This window comes from Cupriavidus sp. GW823-FHT07B10 (assembly GCF_058794355.1).
Genome location: NZ_JBXAGS010000011.1, coordinates 21,278 through 37,764 on the forward strand (window position 1 = coordinate 21,278; position 16,487 = coordinate 37,764).

Here is a 16,487-nt window from a genome sequence, read left to right on the forward strand (position 1 = left end):
GCTTAGCAGGTTCAGACGGCGGCAGTGGCCGCCGTCTTCACATAGCAGGCGGCCACGCAGCCGCCGGCAACAGGAGGAACACCCATGCGTTTCGGCACCCTTGCCGCGGCAATGCTTGTCACATCCGCGCTGGTCGGCGCGGCCCCCGCGCTCGCGCAAACCTGGCCCGCCAAGCCGATCCGGATCGTGGTCGGCTTCCCGACCGGCGGCGCGCCCGATACGCTGGCGCGCATCGTCTCGGAGAAGATCTCGCCATCGTGGGGCCAGCCCGTGATCGTGGATAACAAGCCCGGCGCGGGCGGCAATATCGGCGCCGAGGCGGTGGCGCACGCGCCGGCAGACGGCTACACCCTGGCACTGGGCACGGTCGGCACGCACTCGATCAACGGCGCGCTGTACAGCAAGATGCCGTACGACATGGTGAAGGACTTCGCGCCGGTCATGATGATCGCCTCGACGCCCAACGTGCTGGTGGTCAACCCCGGCGTGCCGGCGAAGACCACGGCCGAGCTGATCGCACTGGCGAAGAGCAAGCCCGGCGCGCTGACCTTCGGCACCCCCGGCGTCGGCACCTCGCCGCACGTGGCCGGAGAAATGTTCAATTCGATGGCCGGCGTCAAGATCACGCACGTGCCCTACAAGGGCCGAGCCATGGCCATCCCCGACCTGCTCGGCGGCCATATCACCATGATGTTCGACAACCTGCCGTCGGCCTTGCCCGTGGTGCGCGAGGGCAAGCTGCGCGCGCTGGGCATTACCAGCGCGAAGCGCTCGGCCTCGGCACCGGATATCCCGACACTGGCCGAGCAGGGCTTGCCTGGATTTGAAGCCGATTCATGGTTCGCCGTGTTCGCGCCGGCCAATACGCCGAAGGATGTGGTGGCCAGGCTCAACACTGAACTCAACCGCATCTTCACGCTGCCCGATGTGCAGGCGAAGCTGAAGACGCTGGGGCTGGATCCGATCCTGGGGACGCCGGAGAAACTGGCGGCATACCAGCGCCAGGAGATTGCAAAATGGGCGAGGGTGGTGAAGGAATCGGGGGCGAAGGCGGAGTAGGCCTTTAAACCCAGAGGGTTTGCTCCCCTCTCCCGCTTGCGGGAGAGGGGAGCACGCAATCACTGATCAGGCGTCCGGCTCCACCGCCCCCCGCGCAGGTTCCGCGCCGCTGGCATCGCGCAACCTGCTCAGGCTGATCAAGGCCCCCAGCGCCGCCACCACCGCCGCCAGATACAGCGCAATGCGCGCCGCGCCGGTCGGCGTCAGGCTGAACAGCAGCGCCACCACCGCTGTGCCGCTGGTCTGCCCCAGCAGCCGCGTGGTCGCCTGCGCGCCGCTGGCGCCGCCGCTGCGCTCGGGCGGCGTGGCGCCGATCATGGCGCGGTTGTTGGGGGACTGGAAGAAGCCGAAGCCCGTGCCGCACATCGCCATGCGCCAGACGATATCCAGGCTGCCGGCGTCCGGGCCCAGCGTGGCCAGCCCGACCAGCCCGCCCGCCAGCATGGCCAGGCCGATGCCGGCGAGGATGCTGGCCGGATAGCGGTCCGACAGCCGGCCCGACACCGTGGCCATCACCGCCACCATCAGCGGCCAGGGCGTGATCAGCAGGCCGGTTTCCTGCAGGGAGCGGCCGAGCTGGTATTCGAGATAGAACGGCAGCGCGATAAAGGCCAGCATCTGCGTCATGAAAGAGCAGAACGAGGTGCCCACCGCCAGCGTGAAGGAGCGGCTGGAAAACAGGTCCACCGGCACCAGCGGCGCGGGGCGCCCGTGTTGGCGCCGCACCAGCAGCCAACCCAGCATCACAGCGGCGGCCATGCCCGCGGCGCCTGCGATGCGCCAGCGGGCGTGGCCCAGGCCGTCGACGCCGAGGATGAACATGCCGAACACCAGCGCCGACAGCAGCGCGCTGCGGTAGTCGAACTCGCGCGGCTGCGGCGGCGTCGCGGGCAGCGAAGTGCGGCTCAGCACCAGCGCGACGATGGCCACCGGCACGTTGACCGCGAACAGCCATTTCCAGCTGGCGACCGCCAGGATCAGCGCGCCCAGCGACGGGCCCACGGCGATGGTCACGCCGACCACCAGCGCGTTCAGCCCGATGCCGCGGCCCAGGCGCGTGGGCGGGTAGATAAAGCGCACCAGCGCCGTGTTGACGCTCATGATGCCGGCGCCGCCGATGCCCTGCAGCACGCGCGCGGCCACCAGCATCGGCAGGTTGACCGCCAGCGCGCACAGCAGCGAGCCCAGCAGGAAGGTGGCCAGCCCCGCCCGGTACACGCGCTTGTAGCCAAGGATGTCCCCCAGCGACGAGAGCGGCAGCAGGCACACGGTCACCGTCAGCTGATAAGCGTTGACCACCCAGATCGTGCTGGACGGATCGGCCTGCAGCTCGCGTGAGATCGAGGGCAGGGCGATGTTGGCGATCGAACCATCGAGCACGGCCATGATCAGGCCGAAGAAAACAGTGAGGATCGCCCAGGTCCGCTGTGGCTGGGGAAGGCCTTGTTCTGGCTGCATGGGGAGAGACATTGAAGACAATGCCGCGCCAGCATTGCTCAGGCATGGCCAGGACGGCCATGGCGCAGCGTTGCCATTATCGTCCCGCGTGGCGATGCTCGCAAATCCGCTAATTGTGGTAAGGCGCAGCGCGCCGCGCGCATTATTCCGCTGCGGCGGCCTGCGCGTATCCGCGCAGCCGTTCATGCAGGGCTTCGGCCGCGGCTGCGGCGGCCGGGGTCCACGCCTGGGCGCCGTCACACAGTGCTTCCAGTGCCAGGCATGCCCCGACGATGGGCTGGCGGCGCACAATCATGAAGGCGCCGGCTGCGGCATGGACCCAGTGCCGCAATGCCGGCAGGTCCTGCTGCGCAATGATGTGCGCCAACGCTGGCAGGTCTTGTTGCAGCTGCCGGCGCAGCATGGCTTCGTAGCGGCGGCGATCAGCGGTTTCTGCCTGGGAAGCCGCAGCTGGCTCGTCATTGGTGCGAGGGGCCGCGGCATGCCGGCGGCCGGGCAGGCCATGCAGGCATGCCTGCAGGTCCTGCAACGACGCCGGCTTGGCGATAAAGCCGGAAAAGCCGCGCAGGCGCCAGTCTGCGCATGGCTCGCTGCCAGTGAGTGCGCTGAAGGCCAGTACCGGCATGTCGGGATGCTGCGCGCGCACCGCGCGCAGCAGCGCATGGCCGTCCATGACTGGCATTTGGATATCGGTCAGCACGGCGTCGATGTGCGTGCTCTCCAGCTCCGCCAGTGCCTGCCTGCCGTTGCCTGCAACGATCGGGTGGCAGCCAAGTGCCTGCAGCTGTTCGGCGATCAGGGTCTGGTTCAGCGCATTGTCCTCGGCGACAAGGATCGTCAGCGGCGCCTCGGCCGATGCCGGGAGTGCCTGCGCCGCCGGCGCGCTGCCGTCTGCCGTCGCAAGCGCCGGCGCCGGGCCTTCGGCTGCCTGGGCCACGCAGTCGAGCAGCGCGCGGTGGCTGTAGGCCGTGACTTCGTGCATGCCGGGGGCGCACTGGCGCGGCCGATGCGGGCCCTCCTGCGTCACCCACACAACCGGGACCTTTGCCGCATCGCGCAGGCCGGCCAGTGCGGCCAGGGGGTACTCTTCAGTGGCGACGATAACGCGTGGCACCTTGACCCGGAAAGACGCCAGTGCGGCCGCCTGCGATGCCAGCACATCGGCACGCCAGCCTGCCGTGGCGAGCCACGCGGCCAGGGCCTCGCCGGTGCGCATGTGCTGGCACAGCACGACCACGTCGCCGCACTGCGCCGCGGCGGGCGGGACCGGCGGCAGCGGCGTGCCAGCGGCCGCCGGCAGCGGCACCGAGACCGTGAACGCGCTGCCCACGTCCGGCACGCTGTCCACGCTGATGCTGCCGCCCATCAGCTCGCACAGCCGGGCGCAGATCGACAAGCCCAGGCCAGTGCCGCCGTAGCGGCTGGCGGTTGCGGCATCGCCCTGCACGAAGGGCTGGAACACGCGCGCCGCCAGCGACGGCGGCATGCCGATGCCGGAATCGCTGACGCGGCAGACCAGCCGCTGCGTGCCGTGGTGGTCCTGGCGCAGCTCGCCGCTTAAGGTGATGCGGCCGCTGGCAGTGAACTTGAAGGCGTTGCTCAGCAGGTTGTTCAACACCTGCACCAGGCGCATGCGGTCGCCTGTGACCTCAGCATCCAGCGATGGCGACAGCTGCAGGTGGAAGCGGATGGGGCGGCCGGCCACCATCGGCGCATGGGTCAGCGCCACGCTTTCCAGCGCCTCGACGGGGCGGAAGGGCGCGTTGACCAGCCTGAGCTTGCCGGCATCGATCTTGGAAAAATCCAGCACATCGTTGACGATCCGGCGCAGCGCCTCGGCGGCGCTGTCCAGCGCCCTGAGCCGGGGCGCGTGTGCCGCCAGGCCGCTGCCGCGCGCGAGCAGCTCCAGGTTGCCCAGCAATGCGTTCAGCGGCGTACGGATTTCGTGGCTCATCGCGGCGAAGAAGGTCGAGCGTGCGCGCATCATTGCCTCGGTGGCCTGCTGGGCGGAGCGCAACTGCTCTTGCAGTGCCTGCTGCGCGGTGCAGTCCTGCACGGCGCAGAACAGCACTGCCTCATCGCGGTAGCGCGCCGGCGCGTAGGTGATTTGCAGGAAGTGCTGGGTGGCGTCGCCGTGGCCGGATGGCTCATCCGCCGGCACGCGCGGCGGTGCCGCGACGGTAAAGCTGGAAATGGACGCTTGTCCGCTGCTGCCACCGCATGGCTGTTTCTTGAACGCCTCCGCTACGGCATCGGGCAGGTGCCCATGGGGCTGCCATTGCAGCAGCACGCCGGCCAGCGGGTTCGACGTCAGGACGGCGTAGTCGTGCTGACGCACGATGCAAAGGCCGATCGGCGTGGCATTGACCAGCACCTGGTTCATCAGCTCGCTTTCCAGCGCACGCGAGGCTTCGGCGTGCGTGCGCCGCAGCAGGTGCCGGCTCCAGTAGCGCGCGGCCAGCCCGATGGCGCCGGTCAGCAGCAGCATGGCGCCGGCGATCACGGCCAGCTCCGCTGCCAGCGCCGTGCCCAGCATGCGATACGGCAGGTGGTAGACCAGCTGCCCGAAGCCTGCCGGCAGCGGCTGCACCAGCCGCATGCCCGATGGCGTGACATCCAGCCTGCTGTGCGACAGCAGGCGCGTGCCGGCTGCCACATCGTTGACGCTGGCCGAGGCCGCCGGCCAGTCTTGCGGCGATACATCGATGACCTGACCGGCTGGATTGAGCAGTGCCAGCAGCGCCGGATCCTCCGCGCGCTGCAAGTCGGCCAGGAAGGCGTGCAGGGGCACGCAGGCGGCCACCAGCATGGTGGGCGTGTCGCCGGCATAGGCGGCGCCGGCCAGCACCATGACCGGAGTGTCGTCCACCGGGTGGCGCAGCGGACCCACCCAGACCTGCTGCTCGCGCGCCGGCACGCTGCGGCCGCTGCGCTCCAGCAGCGCCTGGGTCAGCCATGTGCGCAGCAGCGGGATCAGCGCCGGGTCGAGCGCGAGCGGTGGCGCGCCGGCCTCGGGCTGGCTGATGACCACGGCGCTGTCCTCGTTCAGCGCGACCGCGTAGGCCCCGTGGTCGAGATCGAACGCCTGTTGCGTGGCCACCGCAGCCAGGGCAATCTGCCGCAGCCGCACGTACTGCGCCGGCAGCCCGGCGCCCCAGCCCTGCCGCGTTGCCTCGGTGGCAAGCAGGTGATAGTCCTTGCGCACGGCATCGACGTGGAGGCTGGTGGTGCCGGTGCGCCGGAAGGCCCCGAAGCCGGGATCGCGCGATGGCTCCGGTGCGGGTGCATCCAGGTTGTAGCGGATGCCCAGCACGGTGCGCCGCAGGAACGAGGACTCGTTATGCAGCAACTGCGAGACCGAGCCGGCGTACCGCGAGACGTCGCTGCGGCGGTAGTCCAGGTGTTGTTCCGTGGCCAGGCCGGCAAGCAGCAAGCCGGAGAACAGCACGATGGCGATCAGCACCGCAATGGTCACTGAATACTGGTGTTGCTGGCGCCTCGCATTGTCGGCAAGCGCATCGAAGGCGCTGGCCAGGGTTTCACGGGTACGGTCGACGGTTCGCTGCATCGGCGGGTTCCGGCCGTGTCAGATCAGGCGGTTTTCATAGGCGTAGCGGATCAGGCCGGTATTGGTCTGCACCCCCAGCTTGCGCATGGCCACGGTCTTCTGGCTGGAGATGGTGCTGACCGAGCGGCCGAGCTTGCCGGCGATGTCGGTCAACTGCAGGCCCTGCACATAGAGCCGGATCACTTCCAGTTCGCGCTGCGTCAGTTCGGTGGCCGGTGCGCCGGCCAGCGTGGCGTGTTGCAGGATGGCGTGCACCGCGGGCGAATAGAAGCAGCTGCCGCCGGATGCGACGTGGATGCAGGCGCGCACGACCTCCTCCAGGTGGTCTTCCTTGCTGACGAAGGCGCGCACGCCAAGCTTCATGGCGCGGCGGATGATGGCGGGATTGGTCTGGGCGCTGATCACCACCACGCGCGTCAGCGGATGGCGACGCGCCAGGCGGCCCAGCAGGTTGAAGCCGTCCAGCGAGGTATCGCCGTGGCCCATGCAGAAATCGGTGATGGCGATATCGGCGTGATGTTGGTCCAGCGCGCCGAGCAACTCGGTGCCGTTGCGGCATTCGCAGCTGATCTGGGCACTGCCGCTGCGCTGCAGGCAGTCGCGCAGGGCGGCCACGACCAGCGGGTGGTCGTCCGCCAGGGCGACACGCAAGACTCCGTCGTACATAGCTATCTCCGGATGGGCGGCAACCGGTCCACGCCGGTTGCACTGGGCGATTGCGCCACCACAAATCCGAGATTCTGGCTATGTTCCGCACCTCCTTGAATCGTAATTCAGCTAGTTCAGGGAACTAGCTGAGGCGGGCATGGACACGGCCAGTTTGGGAAATGCGTGACCTGCCAATAGAACGGCGCCATGCCGCGATGCTTGACCTGGGTTTGCGCAGCATTGCGTCGCTTGTTCCGCGGCGAGCACGGCCGGCTATTTGCCTTATGTCAATGCGTGGCGGAAGACGCATTCACGCAGCGGCAGGCAGGAGCGCCGCGAGAGAAAGTGAATTCGCGGTGACATCCCCGCATGCGCGCAGCGCGCCGGCTCCGGCACGGCGAACTTTCACGCTTCGGGGCACGGACCGCTGTCCTAGAATGAAGCTGACACGCGCCCCGCGGCGCGTGCACCGCGTTGGGGAACGCCATGCCCGTCTACCAATACCGCTGCGAGAAGTGCGGCCATATGTTCGAGAAAACCGAGCATCTCGCGGAACACGCCTCTGCCCATCCGAACTGCCCGAACTGCGGCAGCCAGTCCGTCCAGCACGCACCGGCCCCGTTCGTGGCAGTGACCCAGCGCAAGAGCTGAGTCCGCTGAGTCCGAACAACTACCTCCCAGGAGGGTTTGCGGCCCGCCGCAGTTGTGCGGCGGGCGCGCAGGTGTGCCGCCGGCCGACGGCCGCGGCATGTCTTTTCCAGGCGTGGTGCCCGTGCACCACGTGCGTTAGCGCTGCGCGCAAGCGGCGATCTCAACCTTGACGGAGGATGCCATGGCAACGAGACCGTTCACCGAATTTCCCGCCGACGAGCAGCAACAGGTCCTGCAGGTATGCAGGCAGGTCGGGCTGGCGGCCGAGATGTTCGAGATTTTCGAGGAAAGCCGCGAGGCCGGGGTGCGGCGCATCAGCGTGCGCCGGGTCGGCACGGACAAGACCAGTGTCTACGAGGCAGGCCCCGGTTCGGTCTGGGTCGAGGAATTCGAGAGCGACCTGGAGTGCGGCCTGTTCGGCCAGGTGACGGCCTGACGGCGAGGCTCAGTGCCGTCCGCGTTCGCCGGTGCGCGACACCACTGACGCGCCGGCGATCAGCTCCTTGAGCAAGGCCAGCGACGCCGCACCGCAGGTGCGGTACGGATCCAGTTCGGCGCGCGCCGAGAACTTGAGCAGGGTGGCGGTGTTGATGCGCGCCGCATTGACCTGGCCCATCGCCCAGCCGGCAAAGTCGCGCGTGCAGGTTTCCTCGAAATGCAGCAGGGTCACGTCGTGGTGGCGCGGGTCGCGTGCGATCGCCTGGAACAGCTGTGATACGTCCTGGCGGTCGCCTTCCAGCGCCTGCAGGAAGATGCCGTTGCCGTGGCACAGCACCCCGGTGATGCCGTGGCGCGGATTGCGTTCCAGGCTGGTGGCCAGGATGGCGTCGAGCAGGGCGGCGTCGATGGCCTGGCGGGCACGGCTGGCATAGAGCAGGCGGACTAGCATGGGCGTGGCGCTCGGTTGTGGCGGCTGGTGGGCGGGGCGTGCGGCCTAGCCGCGGTTGTGGTTCAGCAGCGTGAGGAACTCGCGGCGCAGGCTGTCGTCCTTCAGGAACGAGCCGCGCATCACGCTGTTGGTCATCTTGGCATCGGTGTCGCGCACGCCGCGCCAGTGCATGCAGAAGTGCTCGGCTTCCATCACGATGGCCAGGCCGTCGGGATTCATCTTTTCCTGCAGCAGGTCGGCGACCTGTGCCACCGCCTCTTCCTGGATCTGCGGCCGGCACATGATCCATTCGGCTAGCCGCGCGTACTTGGACAGGCCGATCAGGTTGGAATGCTGGTTCGGCATCACCCCTACCCACAGCTTGCCGATGATCGGGCACAGGTGATGCGAGCAGGCACTGCGCACGCGCAGCGGGCCGACGATCATCAGTTCGTTGAGCTGGCCGACGTTGGGGAACTCGGTCACCGGCGGCGCCTTGGCGTAGCGGCCGGCGAAGATCTCCTTCAGGTACATCTTGGCGACCCGGCGCGCGGTTTCCTGGGTGTTGTGGTCGTTGTCGACGTCGATCACCAGCGCGCGCAGCACGTCCTCCAGGCGCGCCTGCACTTCGGCCTGCAGCTGCTCCATCTCGCCCGGCTCGATGTGGTGCGAAATATTGTCGTTGGCGTGGAAGCGCTCCTGCGCGGCCTCGAGCCGTGCGCGGATGCGGGCGGATACGCTGTGGGCGTGGGGGTGGCCGGCATCGTCGCCGGCGTTGCTGTCCTTCGCGCGGTGCGCCGCGTCCTTGCTGGTCATGGTTATGCGTGGTGGGATGGATGACTGCGCAGCGGGTGTGCCGGATTCACTATATGGCAGATGCCGTGGCCTCACAACCCGCACGGGGCATGGCAAGGTGCGGCGCGGTGGGCCGATTACGCCACAAGCCGACGTTGCTCCGTGAATAGTTCATGACATCGCTAAAGCCCGCGCCGCACAACGCCGACAAGCGCACATAATGTCTGCACAACGCCAGGCAGCCCGCCATAAAGCCGCCGGCACCCGGCCGCTGCAGCGCGCGGCCTGACTCTTTGTCGGGAATAACGTCATCATGCCGATTGCCTTTCCGTGCAGCAGCCTGATGCTGCTCCATGTGGTCACAGTGCCGCTGCCGGCCACGCCGGTGGAAACTGGCGTGGCGGAACACCACGCCAGTGCCGTGCGCCATGGCGCGACCGGCCTGCGCCGGCCCCTGCTGCAGGCCGCCAACACCCCCGCGGCCAATGACGCCGCTACCAGCTGAGCCAGCAGCCTAAAGCAGCAAAAGCGCCAGTGCCGGCAGCATCGCTGCCGGCATCACCACGGCCCCCACGCGCAGGAACTGGCCGGCGCTGACCATATGCCCTTCGCGCCGCAGCGCCGTGAGCCACAGCAGCGTGGCCAGCGAGCCGGTGACGGACAAGTTGGGGCCAAGGTCAATGCCGATCAGCACGGCACCGGTCACGGCATGCGAGGCATGTCCGCCCGCCAGCGCCGAGGCGGCGATCAGGCCGGCCGGCAGGTTGTTGGCGATATTGCCCGCCAGCGCCACCACCGCGCCCACGCCCAGCAGGGCCAGCGCGCCGCCGTCGCGCGACGCCGCTGCGACGGCATCGGCCAGCTGGCCGATCACCACGGTCTGCTCCAGTGCCGCGACCAGCACGAACAGCCCCGCCACCATCGGCAACACCCCCCATGACACCTCGCGCAGCGCCGGCACCAGCAGCTCGCGCCGGGTCGCGCAGACCAGCAGCAGCGTGGCCACGCCCGCCGCGCAGGTCGGCCAGCCCAGGTCGTTGCCGCGCAGCGAGGCCACCAGCAGGATCAGCCCGGTCAGCACGATGCCCAGCGCGGTCAGCCGGGCCTGCGGCGACAGCGGCGGCACCGGCACGTCATGTTCGATGGGCTCGGCCAGCGCCGCGCGCTGGGTCCACCACAGCGCTGCCAGCGTGGCCAGCACCGCGGCCAGCGACGGCAGCGCGAAGCTCGCCAGCCAGCCCGCCAGCGGCGGCATGCGTGTGCCGAAGATGACCAGGTTGGCCGGGTTGGAGATCGGCAGCACGAAGCTGGCGGCATTGGCGATGAAGGCGCACGCGTACAAGTAGGGCAGCGGATGCCGGACCCGCGCGGCGCGGGTGGCGGCCAGCACCGCGGGCGTCAGCACCACGGCGGTGGCGTCGTTGGACATGAATGCCGTCACCAGCGTGCCGAAGCCGTACACCATCAGGAACAGCCGCGGCGCCGAACCGCGCGCCCGGCGCACGGCGAGCGCGGCGACGTGGTCGAACAGCCCGGTCTTGCGGGCCAGCTCGGAGATCAGCATCATGCCCGCGAGAAACAGGTACACGTCGTAGCCGCGCAGCACCGCCGCCAGCGCGTCGGGCAGCGTCATCAGGCCGGTGACGCACAGCAGCAGGGCGCCGGCGGCGGCCCAGAAGGCTTCGGGCAGGCGGAACGGGCGGAACAGGACGCCGGCCGTGGTCAGCGCGGCGACCGACCAGATCAGCAGCGGGGCGTGGCTGGACATCGGGATCGGGGACAGTGGAAAGCCGGAAGTCTACAGCCTGGCGTCCGCGGGGACGGCCGGCGTGGCAGCGCCGGGCGCCGGCAGGCCAGTTGTCTCGCTGGTGACAGGTGTCGGCGCGGGGGCAGCCGGGGCCGGCGCCGCGGTCCCGCCGAGGTTGCTGGCGACCGGATCGACCGCCGGCGCCGCCGCGGGTGCCGGCGGCGGGAAGCCGATGGCGGCGATGCCGTGGCTGCCATCGGCATACTCCGCGTACATCCAGTCATCTCCCACGCGGACCACGCCGGCGGGCGCTTCAGCTTCAGGCACGGGCACGCCCGCAAGGCGGCCCTCCATATAGGCGGCCCACACCGGCAGCGCGGTGGTGGCGCCGAACTCATGCTCGCCCAGGCTGCGGTTGTCGTCGTAGCCCATCCACGCCACCGTGACGACGCCGCCGGCGTAGCCCGCGAACCAGCCGTCGACCGAGTCATTGGTGGTGCCGGTCTTGCCGGCCACGTCGGCGCGGCGCAGGTAGCGGCGCACGCCGGCGCCGGTGCCGTCGTCGACCACGCTGCGCAGCAGGCTGTCCATGACGAAGGCGTTGCGGGCGCTGATCACGCGCGGCGGGGCCGGGCTGTCCGCGGCGTCCTCCGACTCGGCAGAGAACAGCACCTTGCCTTCGCTGTCGGTGATGCGCGCGATCAGGTAGGGCTCGATGCGGTGGCCGCCGTTGGCAAAGACGCCATAGGCCGCGGCCAGGCGCAGCGGCGAAGTGGTGCCGGTGCCCAGTGCCAGCGGCAGGTAGCGCGGCAGCCGCCTGGGCGCGAAGCCGAAACGGCTGGCGAACTCCACCGTGTACGGGATGCCGATCGCCTGCAGCGTGCGGATCGCCGGCAGGTTGCGCGATTCCGCCAGCGCCTGGCGCACGGTGATGGGGCCGACAAAGCGCCCGTCGTCATTGGACGGCTGCCAGCGCGAACCATTGGGCAGCGGCGCGTCGTTGATCAGCGTGCCGGGCGACACGCCGCGCTCCAGTGCCGCCGCATAGACGAAGGGCTTGAAGGTCGAGCCCGGCTGGCGCTGCGCCTGGGTGGCGTGGTTGAAGCGGCTGGTGGCAAAGTCGGCGCCGCCCACCATCGCCTCGATCGCGCCGGTGGCGCTGTCCAGCGATACCAGCGCACCCTGCGGGCCCTGCGACAGGTCCTTGACGAACTTGCGGTGGCGCCGCGCGTAGCCTTCCAGCCCGCCGTGCACCGCATCGTAAGCCAGGGTCTGGCGCACCGACGACACCGTGGTGTAGACGTTCAGGCCGCGCGTGTAGGCCTCGTCGCCAAAGCGCTCGCGCGCCAGCTGGCGCGCGAGTTCGGCCACGTACTCGGCATGCCCGGCAAAGCTGCCGGGGCTGTCGTCGGAGATTGCCAGGCGCGCGGCGCGGGCCTCGCGGTAGTCGTCCTGGCTGATCATGCCCAGTGCCAGCATGCGGCCCAGCACATATTCCTGGCGCCGCTTGGCGCGCGGGAAGTTGACCACCGGGTTGATGGACGAAGGGGCCTTGGGCAGCCCCGCCAGCATCGCCGCCTCGGCCAGCGACAATGACGCCAGCGGCTTGCCGAAGTACGCATGCGCGGCGCTGCCGAAGCCGTAGGCATGCTCGCCCAGGTAGACCTGGTTCATGTACAGCTCAAGGATGCGGTCCTTGGGCAGGGTCTGGTCGATGCGCCAGGCCAGCAGCATTTCATACCACTTGCGCGCCAGCGTCTTCTCGCGCGACAGGTAGAAATTGCGCGCCACCTGCATGGTGATGGTGGACGCGCCCTGCGCATAGCCCTGGCCCAGGTTGGCCAGCGCGGCGCGCAGCACGCCGGGCATGTCGACACCCTCGTGCTCGTAGAACTGGTCGTCCTCGGCAGCCAGCAGCGCCTGGACCATGCGCGACGGCATCTGCCCGAAGGGGATGAACTCGCGGTGCTCGCTGCCGAACTCGCCGATCTGCACATTGTCGCTGGTGTAGATCCGCAGGGGCACGTCGGGCCGGTAGTCGCGCAGGGAGTCGACTGCGGGAAGCTGCCGCAGGCTTACCACCGCGGCAAAGCCGGCAAGCAAGGCACCGGCTGCAGCCAGCGCCAGTACGGCGCCGCCTGCCTTGACTGCGATTTTTTTCATGCGCGCATTTTACCCGCTGCCTGACTGGCGCTAGCGGCCGGCCGCCAGCGGCAGCGGGTTGCCGAGCTCGTCATGGTCGATGGGCGGCGTGCCGGTGGCGGCCGGCGGTGCGGGCTGGGCTGTAGCCACGCGCAGCCTGGCCTGGCCGTGATGCCGGGCAAATTCGCACAGCGCCAGCCAGGTTTCCTCGCGTTCGATAATGGTGAAGTGATTCGTGGCTGGCACGGTCTGCAATGCCACCGGGCCGGGCCAGGCAGCCATGAGCCGTTCCGAGCATTCATGCGGCACCACTTCATCGGTCTCGGCCAGCAGCACCTTGGTGCTCTGCACGACCTTCTTGCAATGCGAGATCGAATCGAAATGGTGGCGCATCAGCTGGCGCAGCGGCACCAGCGGGAAGCGCTTGCGCACCAGTTCAAGCAGCGAGTCGTAGGGCGTGATCAGCTGCAGGCTGTCGAAGTCCTGCAGATCCGCCAGCTGGATCGCGACGCCGGTGCCCAGGCTGCGGCCCACCACATGCACCCGGGTGTCGGGGAAGACACGCCGCGCATGCAGCAGGAACTGGCTGGCGTCGGCCACTGCGGCGCCCTCGGACGGCAGGCCGTCGGAGTGTCCCAGGCCGCGGTAGTCATAGGTGGCGAAGGCCATGCCGGCGGGCAGCCAGCGCGCGTACTGCAGCGTTTCGAGCACATCCTCGCCACGCCCGGGCAGGTAGAACAGCAGGTCGCGCACGTTGTCGCCGGGGCTATGGTAGATGTAGCCGCGCACCACGCCGCCGGGGATCAGGTGCGAGTAGCCAATGATGCCGTCGGGCAGGTCGCGCGGCGGACGCCGGCGTGCATCGAACAGCAGCCGTTCCTGGTTGAGCGTCAGGTAGGTCCAGTAGCAGGCGAAGCCGCTGGCAGTCATCAGCGCGGCTGCCAGCGTACGGCGGGTGATCAATGGCATGGCTAGTCTTCAGTGTCGCTGCCAGGCGGGGCGCACCAGCGCCGGCCTTGCCGCCCAGCCGCGCAGCCTACCTCATTTTTGTCAGGCGCGAGCGCGCAGCGCAAGCCGCCCGGCGCAGTTCTTGTACGATATACCTCATTCACGCGCGCGCACCCCCTCCCGAGACGGCGCGCATACGGAGCAAACGGGCATGAGCGAGCAGAAACACGAGCAATACCGCGCCGAAGAGGCGCAGGCCATGGAACGCGTGGTCGCGGCCACGCGGCAGGTGCAGGTGGCCTTCACCGCCTTGCAGGCCCACTATCCGCCGCAGGGCAGCGGCAAGCCTTCCAAGCTTGCGCTGCAGACGTTCGATGCGGCGCTGCAGGCGCTGGAAGATGCCCAGGCCACCTTCGACGAAATCCTGAACGACCTGCTCGACGAAAAACGCTGACCCCGGCCCGGCATGGCGCGGGGGCAATACATGGCCGGGAGCCTGTGATAAGGTTGCCGGACTACAGCCGCCCGGCCTGCCGCCGCACCTGAGCTGCACGGCACGCGCCACGGGACGGCAGGCAGCGGCCGCGACGCGCGCCGCCTGCTGATACAGGAGACCCGCCGCCATGCACCGTGCCGCCCATCCCGCTGCGCCTTCCGATGTTGCCCGCCAGGCTGCCCATGTCGACCCGGCCGATGCCGACCGCGCTGGCCTGATCGCCCGCGCGCATGCGCGTTCGGCCGGCTTCGGGCTGGATGTGCGCCATGCGCCCGGCTTCGATGCCGTCAGCCCGCGCGCGCTGGGTGAGCTGGTGGACGCCAGCCGCGACTTGTACCGCCATGCCTTGCCGGTGATGGAGACCCTGCACGCGCAGATCGCCAATACCGACAGCATGGTGCTGCTGACCGACAGCAGCGGCGTGATCCTGCACAGCCTGGGCGACGGCGAATTCGTCGCGCGGGCGCGGCGCGTGGCGCTGGCACCGGGGGTATCGTGGTCGGAGCCGAGCAAGGGCACCAATGCCATCGGCACCGCACTGGCCGAGGCCCGTCCCACCCTGATCCATGCCAGCGAGCATTTCCTCGAGTCCAACCACCAGCTGACCTGCTCCTGCGCGCCGATCGCCAGCCCGACCGGTGCCATCCTGGGCGCGCTCGATGTCAGCGGCGATCATCGCGGCTTCCACCGGCACACCATGGCGCTGGTGCGGATGTCGGCGCAGATGATCGAGAACCACCTGTTTGCCAACCACTTCCCGGACGCGCTGCTGGTGCGCTTCCATGCGCGGCCCGAGTTCGTCGGCACGCTGTTCGAGGGCGTGGCGGCGTTCTCGCCCGACGGCGCCTTCCTGGCTGCCAACCGCAGCGGCCTGTTCCAGCTGGGGCTGGCCCCGCACGCGCTGGCGGACGCCGGTTTTGCCGGGCTGTTCGGCCAGCCGGTGCGCGCGGCGATGCAAGCGCGCGGTGGCGCGGCGGGATCGCTGCAGACGCTGACGCTGCCCAGCCGGGTGCAGGTGTTTGCCCGCATCGAATACCTGGCCGCGCCCATCGCGGTGCGCCAGCCCGGCGCCGAAGACCCGCTGCCGCCGGCACTGGCCGCGCTCGATACCGGCGACGCAGCGGTGGCCGCGGTGCTGCGCCGCGTGCGCAAGGTCAGCGGGCGCGATATCACCATCCTGGTCCAGGGCCGCACCGGCACCGGCAAGGAGTGGCTGGCGCGCGCCATCCACGCCGCCTCGCCGCGCGCCGGCGGGCCTTTCGTCGCGGTCAACTGCGCGGCCATCCCCGAATCGCTGATCGAGGCCGAACTGTTCGGCTATGAAGAAGGCGCCTTCACCGGCGCGCGTCGCCGCGGGAGCGAGGGCAAGGTCGTGCAGGCGCACGGCGGCACGCTGTTCCTGGACGAGATCGGCGACATGCCGCTGGCACAGCAGGTGCGGCTGATGCGCGTGCTGCAGGAGCGCGCGGTCACCCCGCTGGGCAGCGCCCGCGCGCTGCCGGTCGATGTGCGCGTGGTCTGTGCCACCCACCGCGACCTGCGCGCGATGATTGCCGATGGCGCTTTCCGCGAAGACCTGTACTACCGCATCAATGCGCTGGCCGTGACCCTGCCGCCGCTATGCGAGCGCAGCGACCTGCCGCTGCTGGTCGATCGCATCCTGCAGCGGCAGTGCGAAGAAGCCGGCCTGCCGTCCCCGGTGCATGTCGACGCGCAGGTGCTGGCGCTGCTGCGCCGGCACCCGTGGCCGGGCAATATCCGGCAGCTTGCCAACGTGCTGCGCACCGCGGCGATCCTGGCGGAAGGGGAGGCGCAGATCGGGGTGGAGCACCTGCCGGAAGGGTTTGAGCAGGAGTGCGGCGATGAGGCGGAGCGCTGTGACGCGGCGGCTGCCGTGCAGGCGCCGGCGCCATCAAAATCCGCCCGCATGCGCGACTGGGAAGCAGGCCTGATCCGGCAGGCGCTCGCCAGGCACGGCGGCAATGTCAGCCACGCGGCGCGTGAGCTGGGGGTGTCGCGCAATACGATCTATCGGAGGTTGAGGGAGGGGTTGGAGGGCGACGAGGAAGCGGAGCGCTGAAGGCCTTCCGATCCCGCTTGTTTGCTC

14 protein-coding genes are annotated in these 16,487 nt (G+C 69.3%); 6 read left to right on the plus strand and 8 right to left on the minus strand.

Features of this window, described 5'->3' with window-relative positions:
- Positions 1-84: 84 nt before the first annotated feature.
- Entirely contained in the window at positions 85-1,059 is a 975-nt protein-coding gene (locus tag AC1Q6V_RS21840) for a Bug family tripartite tricarboxylate transporter substrate binding protein (RefSeq protein WP_010812783.1), read from the plus strand.
- 66 nt (positions 1,060-1,125) lie between these two features.
- Here AC1Q6V_RS21840 and AC1Q6V_RS21845 read toward each other — a convergent pair whose 3' ends face one another.
- The 3 genes from AC1Q6V_RS21845 to AC1Q6V_RS21855 all read right to left on the minus strand — a co-directional run bounded on the left by AC1Q6V_RS21845 (position 1,126) and on the right by AC1Q6V_RS21855 (position 6,751).
- A complete protein-coding gene (locus tag AC1Q6V_RS21845) occupies positions 1,126-2,517 on the minus strand; it encodes an MFS transporter (protein WP_010812784.1) in 1,392 nt (463 codons plus the stop codon).
- 142 nt (positions 2,518-2,659) lie between these two features.
- The gene (locus AC1Q6V_RS21850; protein WP_454749706.1) at positions 2,660-6,085 is read right to left on the minus strand and encodes an ATP-binding protein; all 3,426 of its coding nucleotides are present in this window, start codon (positions 6,083-6,085) and stop codon (positions 2,660-2,662) included.
- 18 nt (positions 6,086-6,103) lie between these two features.
- Complete coding sequence (locus AC1Q6V_RS21855) at positions 6,104-6,751, minus strand: response regulator (protein WP_011617566.1); 648 nt, start codon at positions 6,749-6,751, stop codon at positions 6,104-6,106.
- Between the two features lie 468 nt (positions 6,752-7,219).
- Between AC1Q6V_RS21855 and AC1Q6V_RS21860 the strand changes: the two genes are divergently transcribed.
- Entirely contained in the window at positions 7,220-7,384 is a 165-nt protein-coding gene (locus tag AC1Q6V_RS21860; RefSeq protein ID WP_010812787.1) for an FmdB family zinc ribbon protein, read from the plus strand.
- A 181-nt stretch (positions 7,385-7,565) separates the two neighbouring features.
- Positions 7,566-7,820, plus strand: a complete 255-nt coding sequence (locus AC1Q6V_RS21865) for a hypothetical protein (protein ID WP_010812788.1) — start codon at positions 7,566-7,568, stop codon at positions 7,818-7,820.
- A gap of 9 nt (positions 7,821-7,829) precedes the next feature.
- On the opposite strand, the gene AC1Q6V_RS21870 is transcribed toward AC1Q6V_RS21865, so the two are convergent.
- Complete coding sequence (locus AC1Q6V_RS21870; RefSeq protein WP_010812789.1) at positions 7,830-8,273, minus strand: BLUF domain-containing protein; 444 nt, start codon at positions 8,271-8,273, stop codon at positions 7,830-7,832.
- 45 nt (positions 8,274-8,318) lie between these two features.
- Complete coding sequence (gene folE, locus AC1Q6V_RS21875; RefSeq protein WP_010812790.1) at positions 8,319-9,068, minus strand: GTP cyclohydrolase I; 750 nt, start codon at positions 9,066-9,068, stop codon at positions 8,319-8,321.
- Between the two features lie 292 nt (positions 9,069-9,360).
- Between folE and AC1Q6V_RS21880 the strand changes: the two genes are divergently transcribed.
- Positions 9,361-9,552, plus strand: coding sequence for a hypothetical protein (locus AC1Q6V_RS21880; RefSeq protein WP_010812791.1), 192 nt, complete (start codon positions 9,361-9,363; stop codon positions 9,550-9,552).
- A gap of 9 nt (positions 9,553-9,561) precedes the next feature.
- Here AC1Q6V_RS21880 and AC1Q6V_RS21885 read toward each other — a convergent pair whose 3' ends face one another.
- From AC1Q6V_RS21885 to AC1Q6V_RS21895, 3 genes are read right to left on the minus strand one after another with little or no spacing between them, the layout of a single operon-like run.
- Positions 9,562-10,815 (minus strand): arsenic transporter, encoded by a 1,254-nt coding sequence (locus AC1Q6V_RS21885; RefSeq protein WP_010812792.1) that lies wholly within the window; start codon positions 10,813-10,815, stop codon positions 9,562-9,564.
- A gap of 30 nt (positions 10,816-10,845) precedes the next feature.
- Positions 10,846-12,957, minus strand: coding sequence for a penicillin-binding protein 1A (locus tag AC1Q6V_RS21890; RefSeq protein WP_454749705.1), 2,112 nt, complete (start codon positions 12,955-12,957; stop codon positions 10,846-10,848).
- A gap of 30 nt (positions 12,958-12,987) precedes the next feature.
- Positions 12,988-13,905, minus strand: a complete 918-nt coding sequence (locus AC1Q6V_RS21895; RefSeq protein ID WP_011617563.1) for an alpha/beta hydrolase — start codon at positions 13,903-13,905, stop codon at positions 12,988-12,990.
- Positions 13,906-14,095: 190 nt separating this feature from the next.
- Between AC1Q6V_RS21895 and AC1Q6V_RS21900 the strand changes: the two genes are divergently transcribed.
- Both AC1Q6V_RS21900 and AC1Q6V_RS21905 read left to right on the plus strand, forming a co-directional pair.
- Positions 14,096-14,338 carry a hypothetical protein gene (locus AC1Q6V_RS21900; protein ID WP_010812795.1) on the plus strand — a complete coding sequence of 81 codons (243 nt, stop codon included), beginning with the start codon at positions 14,096-14,098 and terminating at the stop codon, positions 14,336-14,338.
- 169 nt (positions 14,339-14,507) lie between these two features.
- Complete coding sequence (locus AC1Q6V_RS21905) at positions 14,508-16,460, plus strand: sigma-54-dependent Fis family transcriptional regulator (protein WP_010812796.1); 1,953 nt, start codon at positions 14,508-14,510, stop codon at positions 16,458-16,460.
- Positions 16,461-16,487 lie beyond the last annotated feature (27 nt).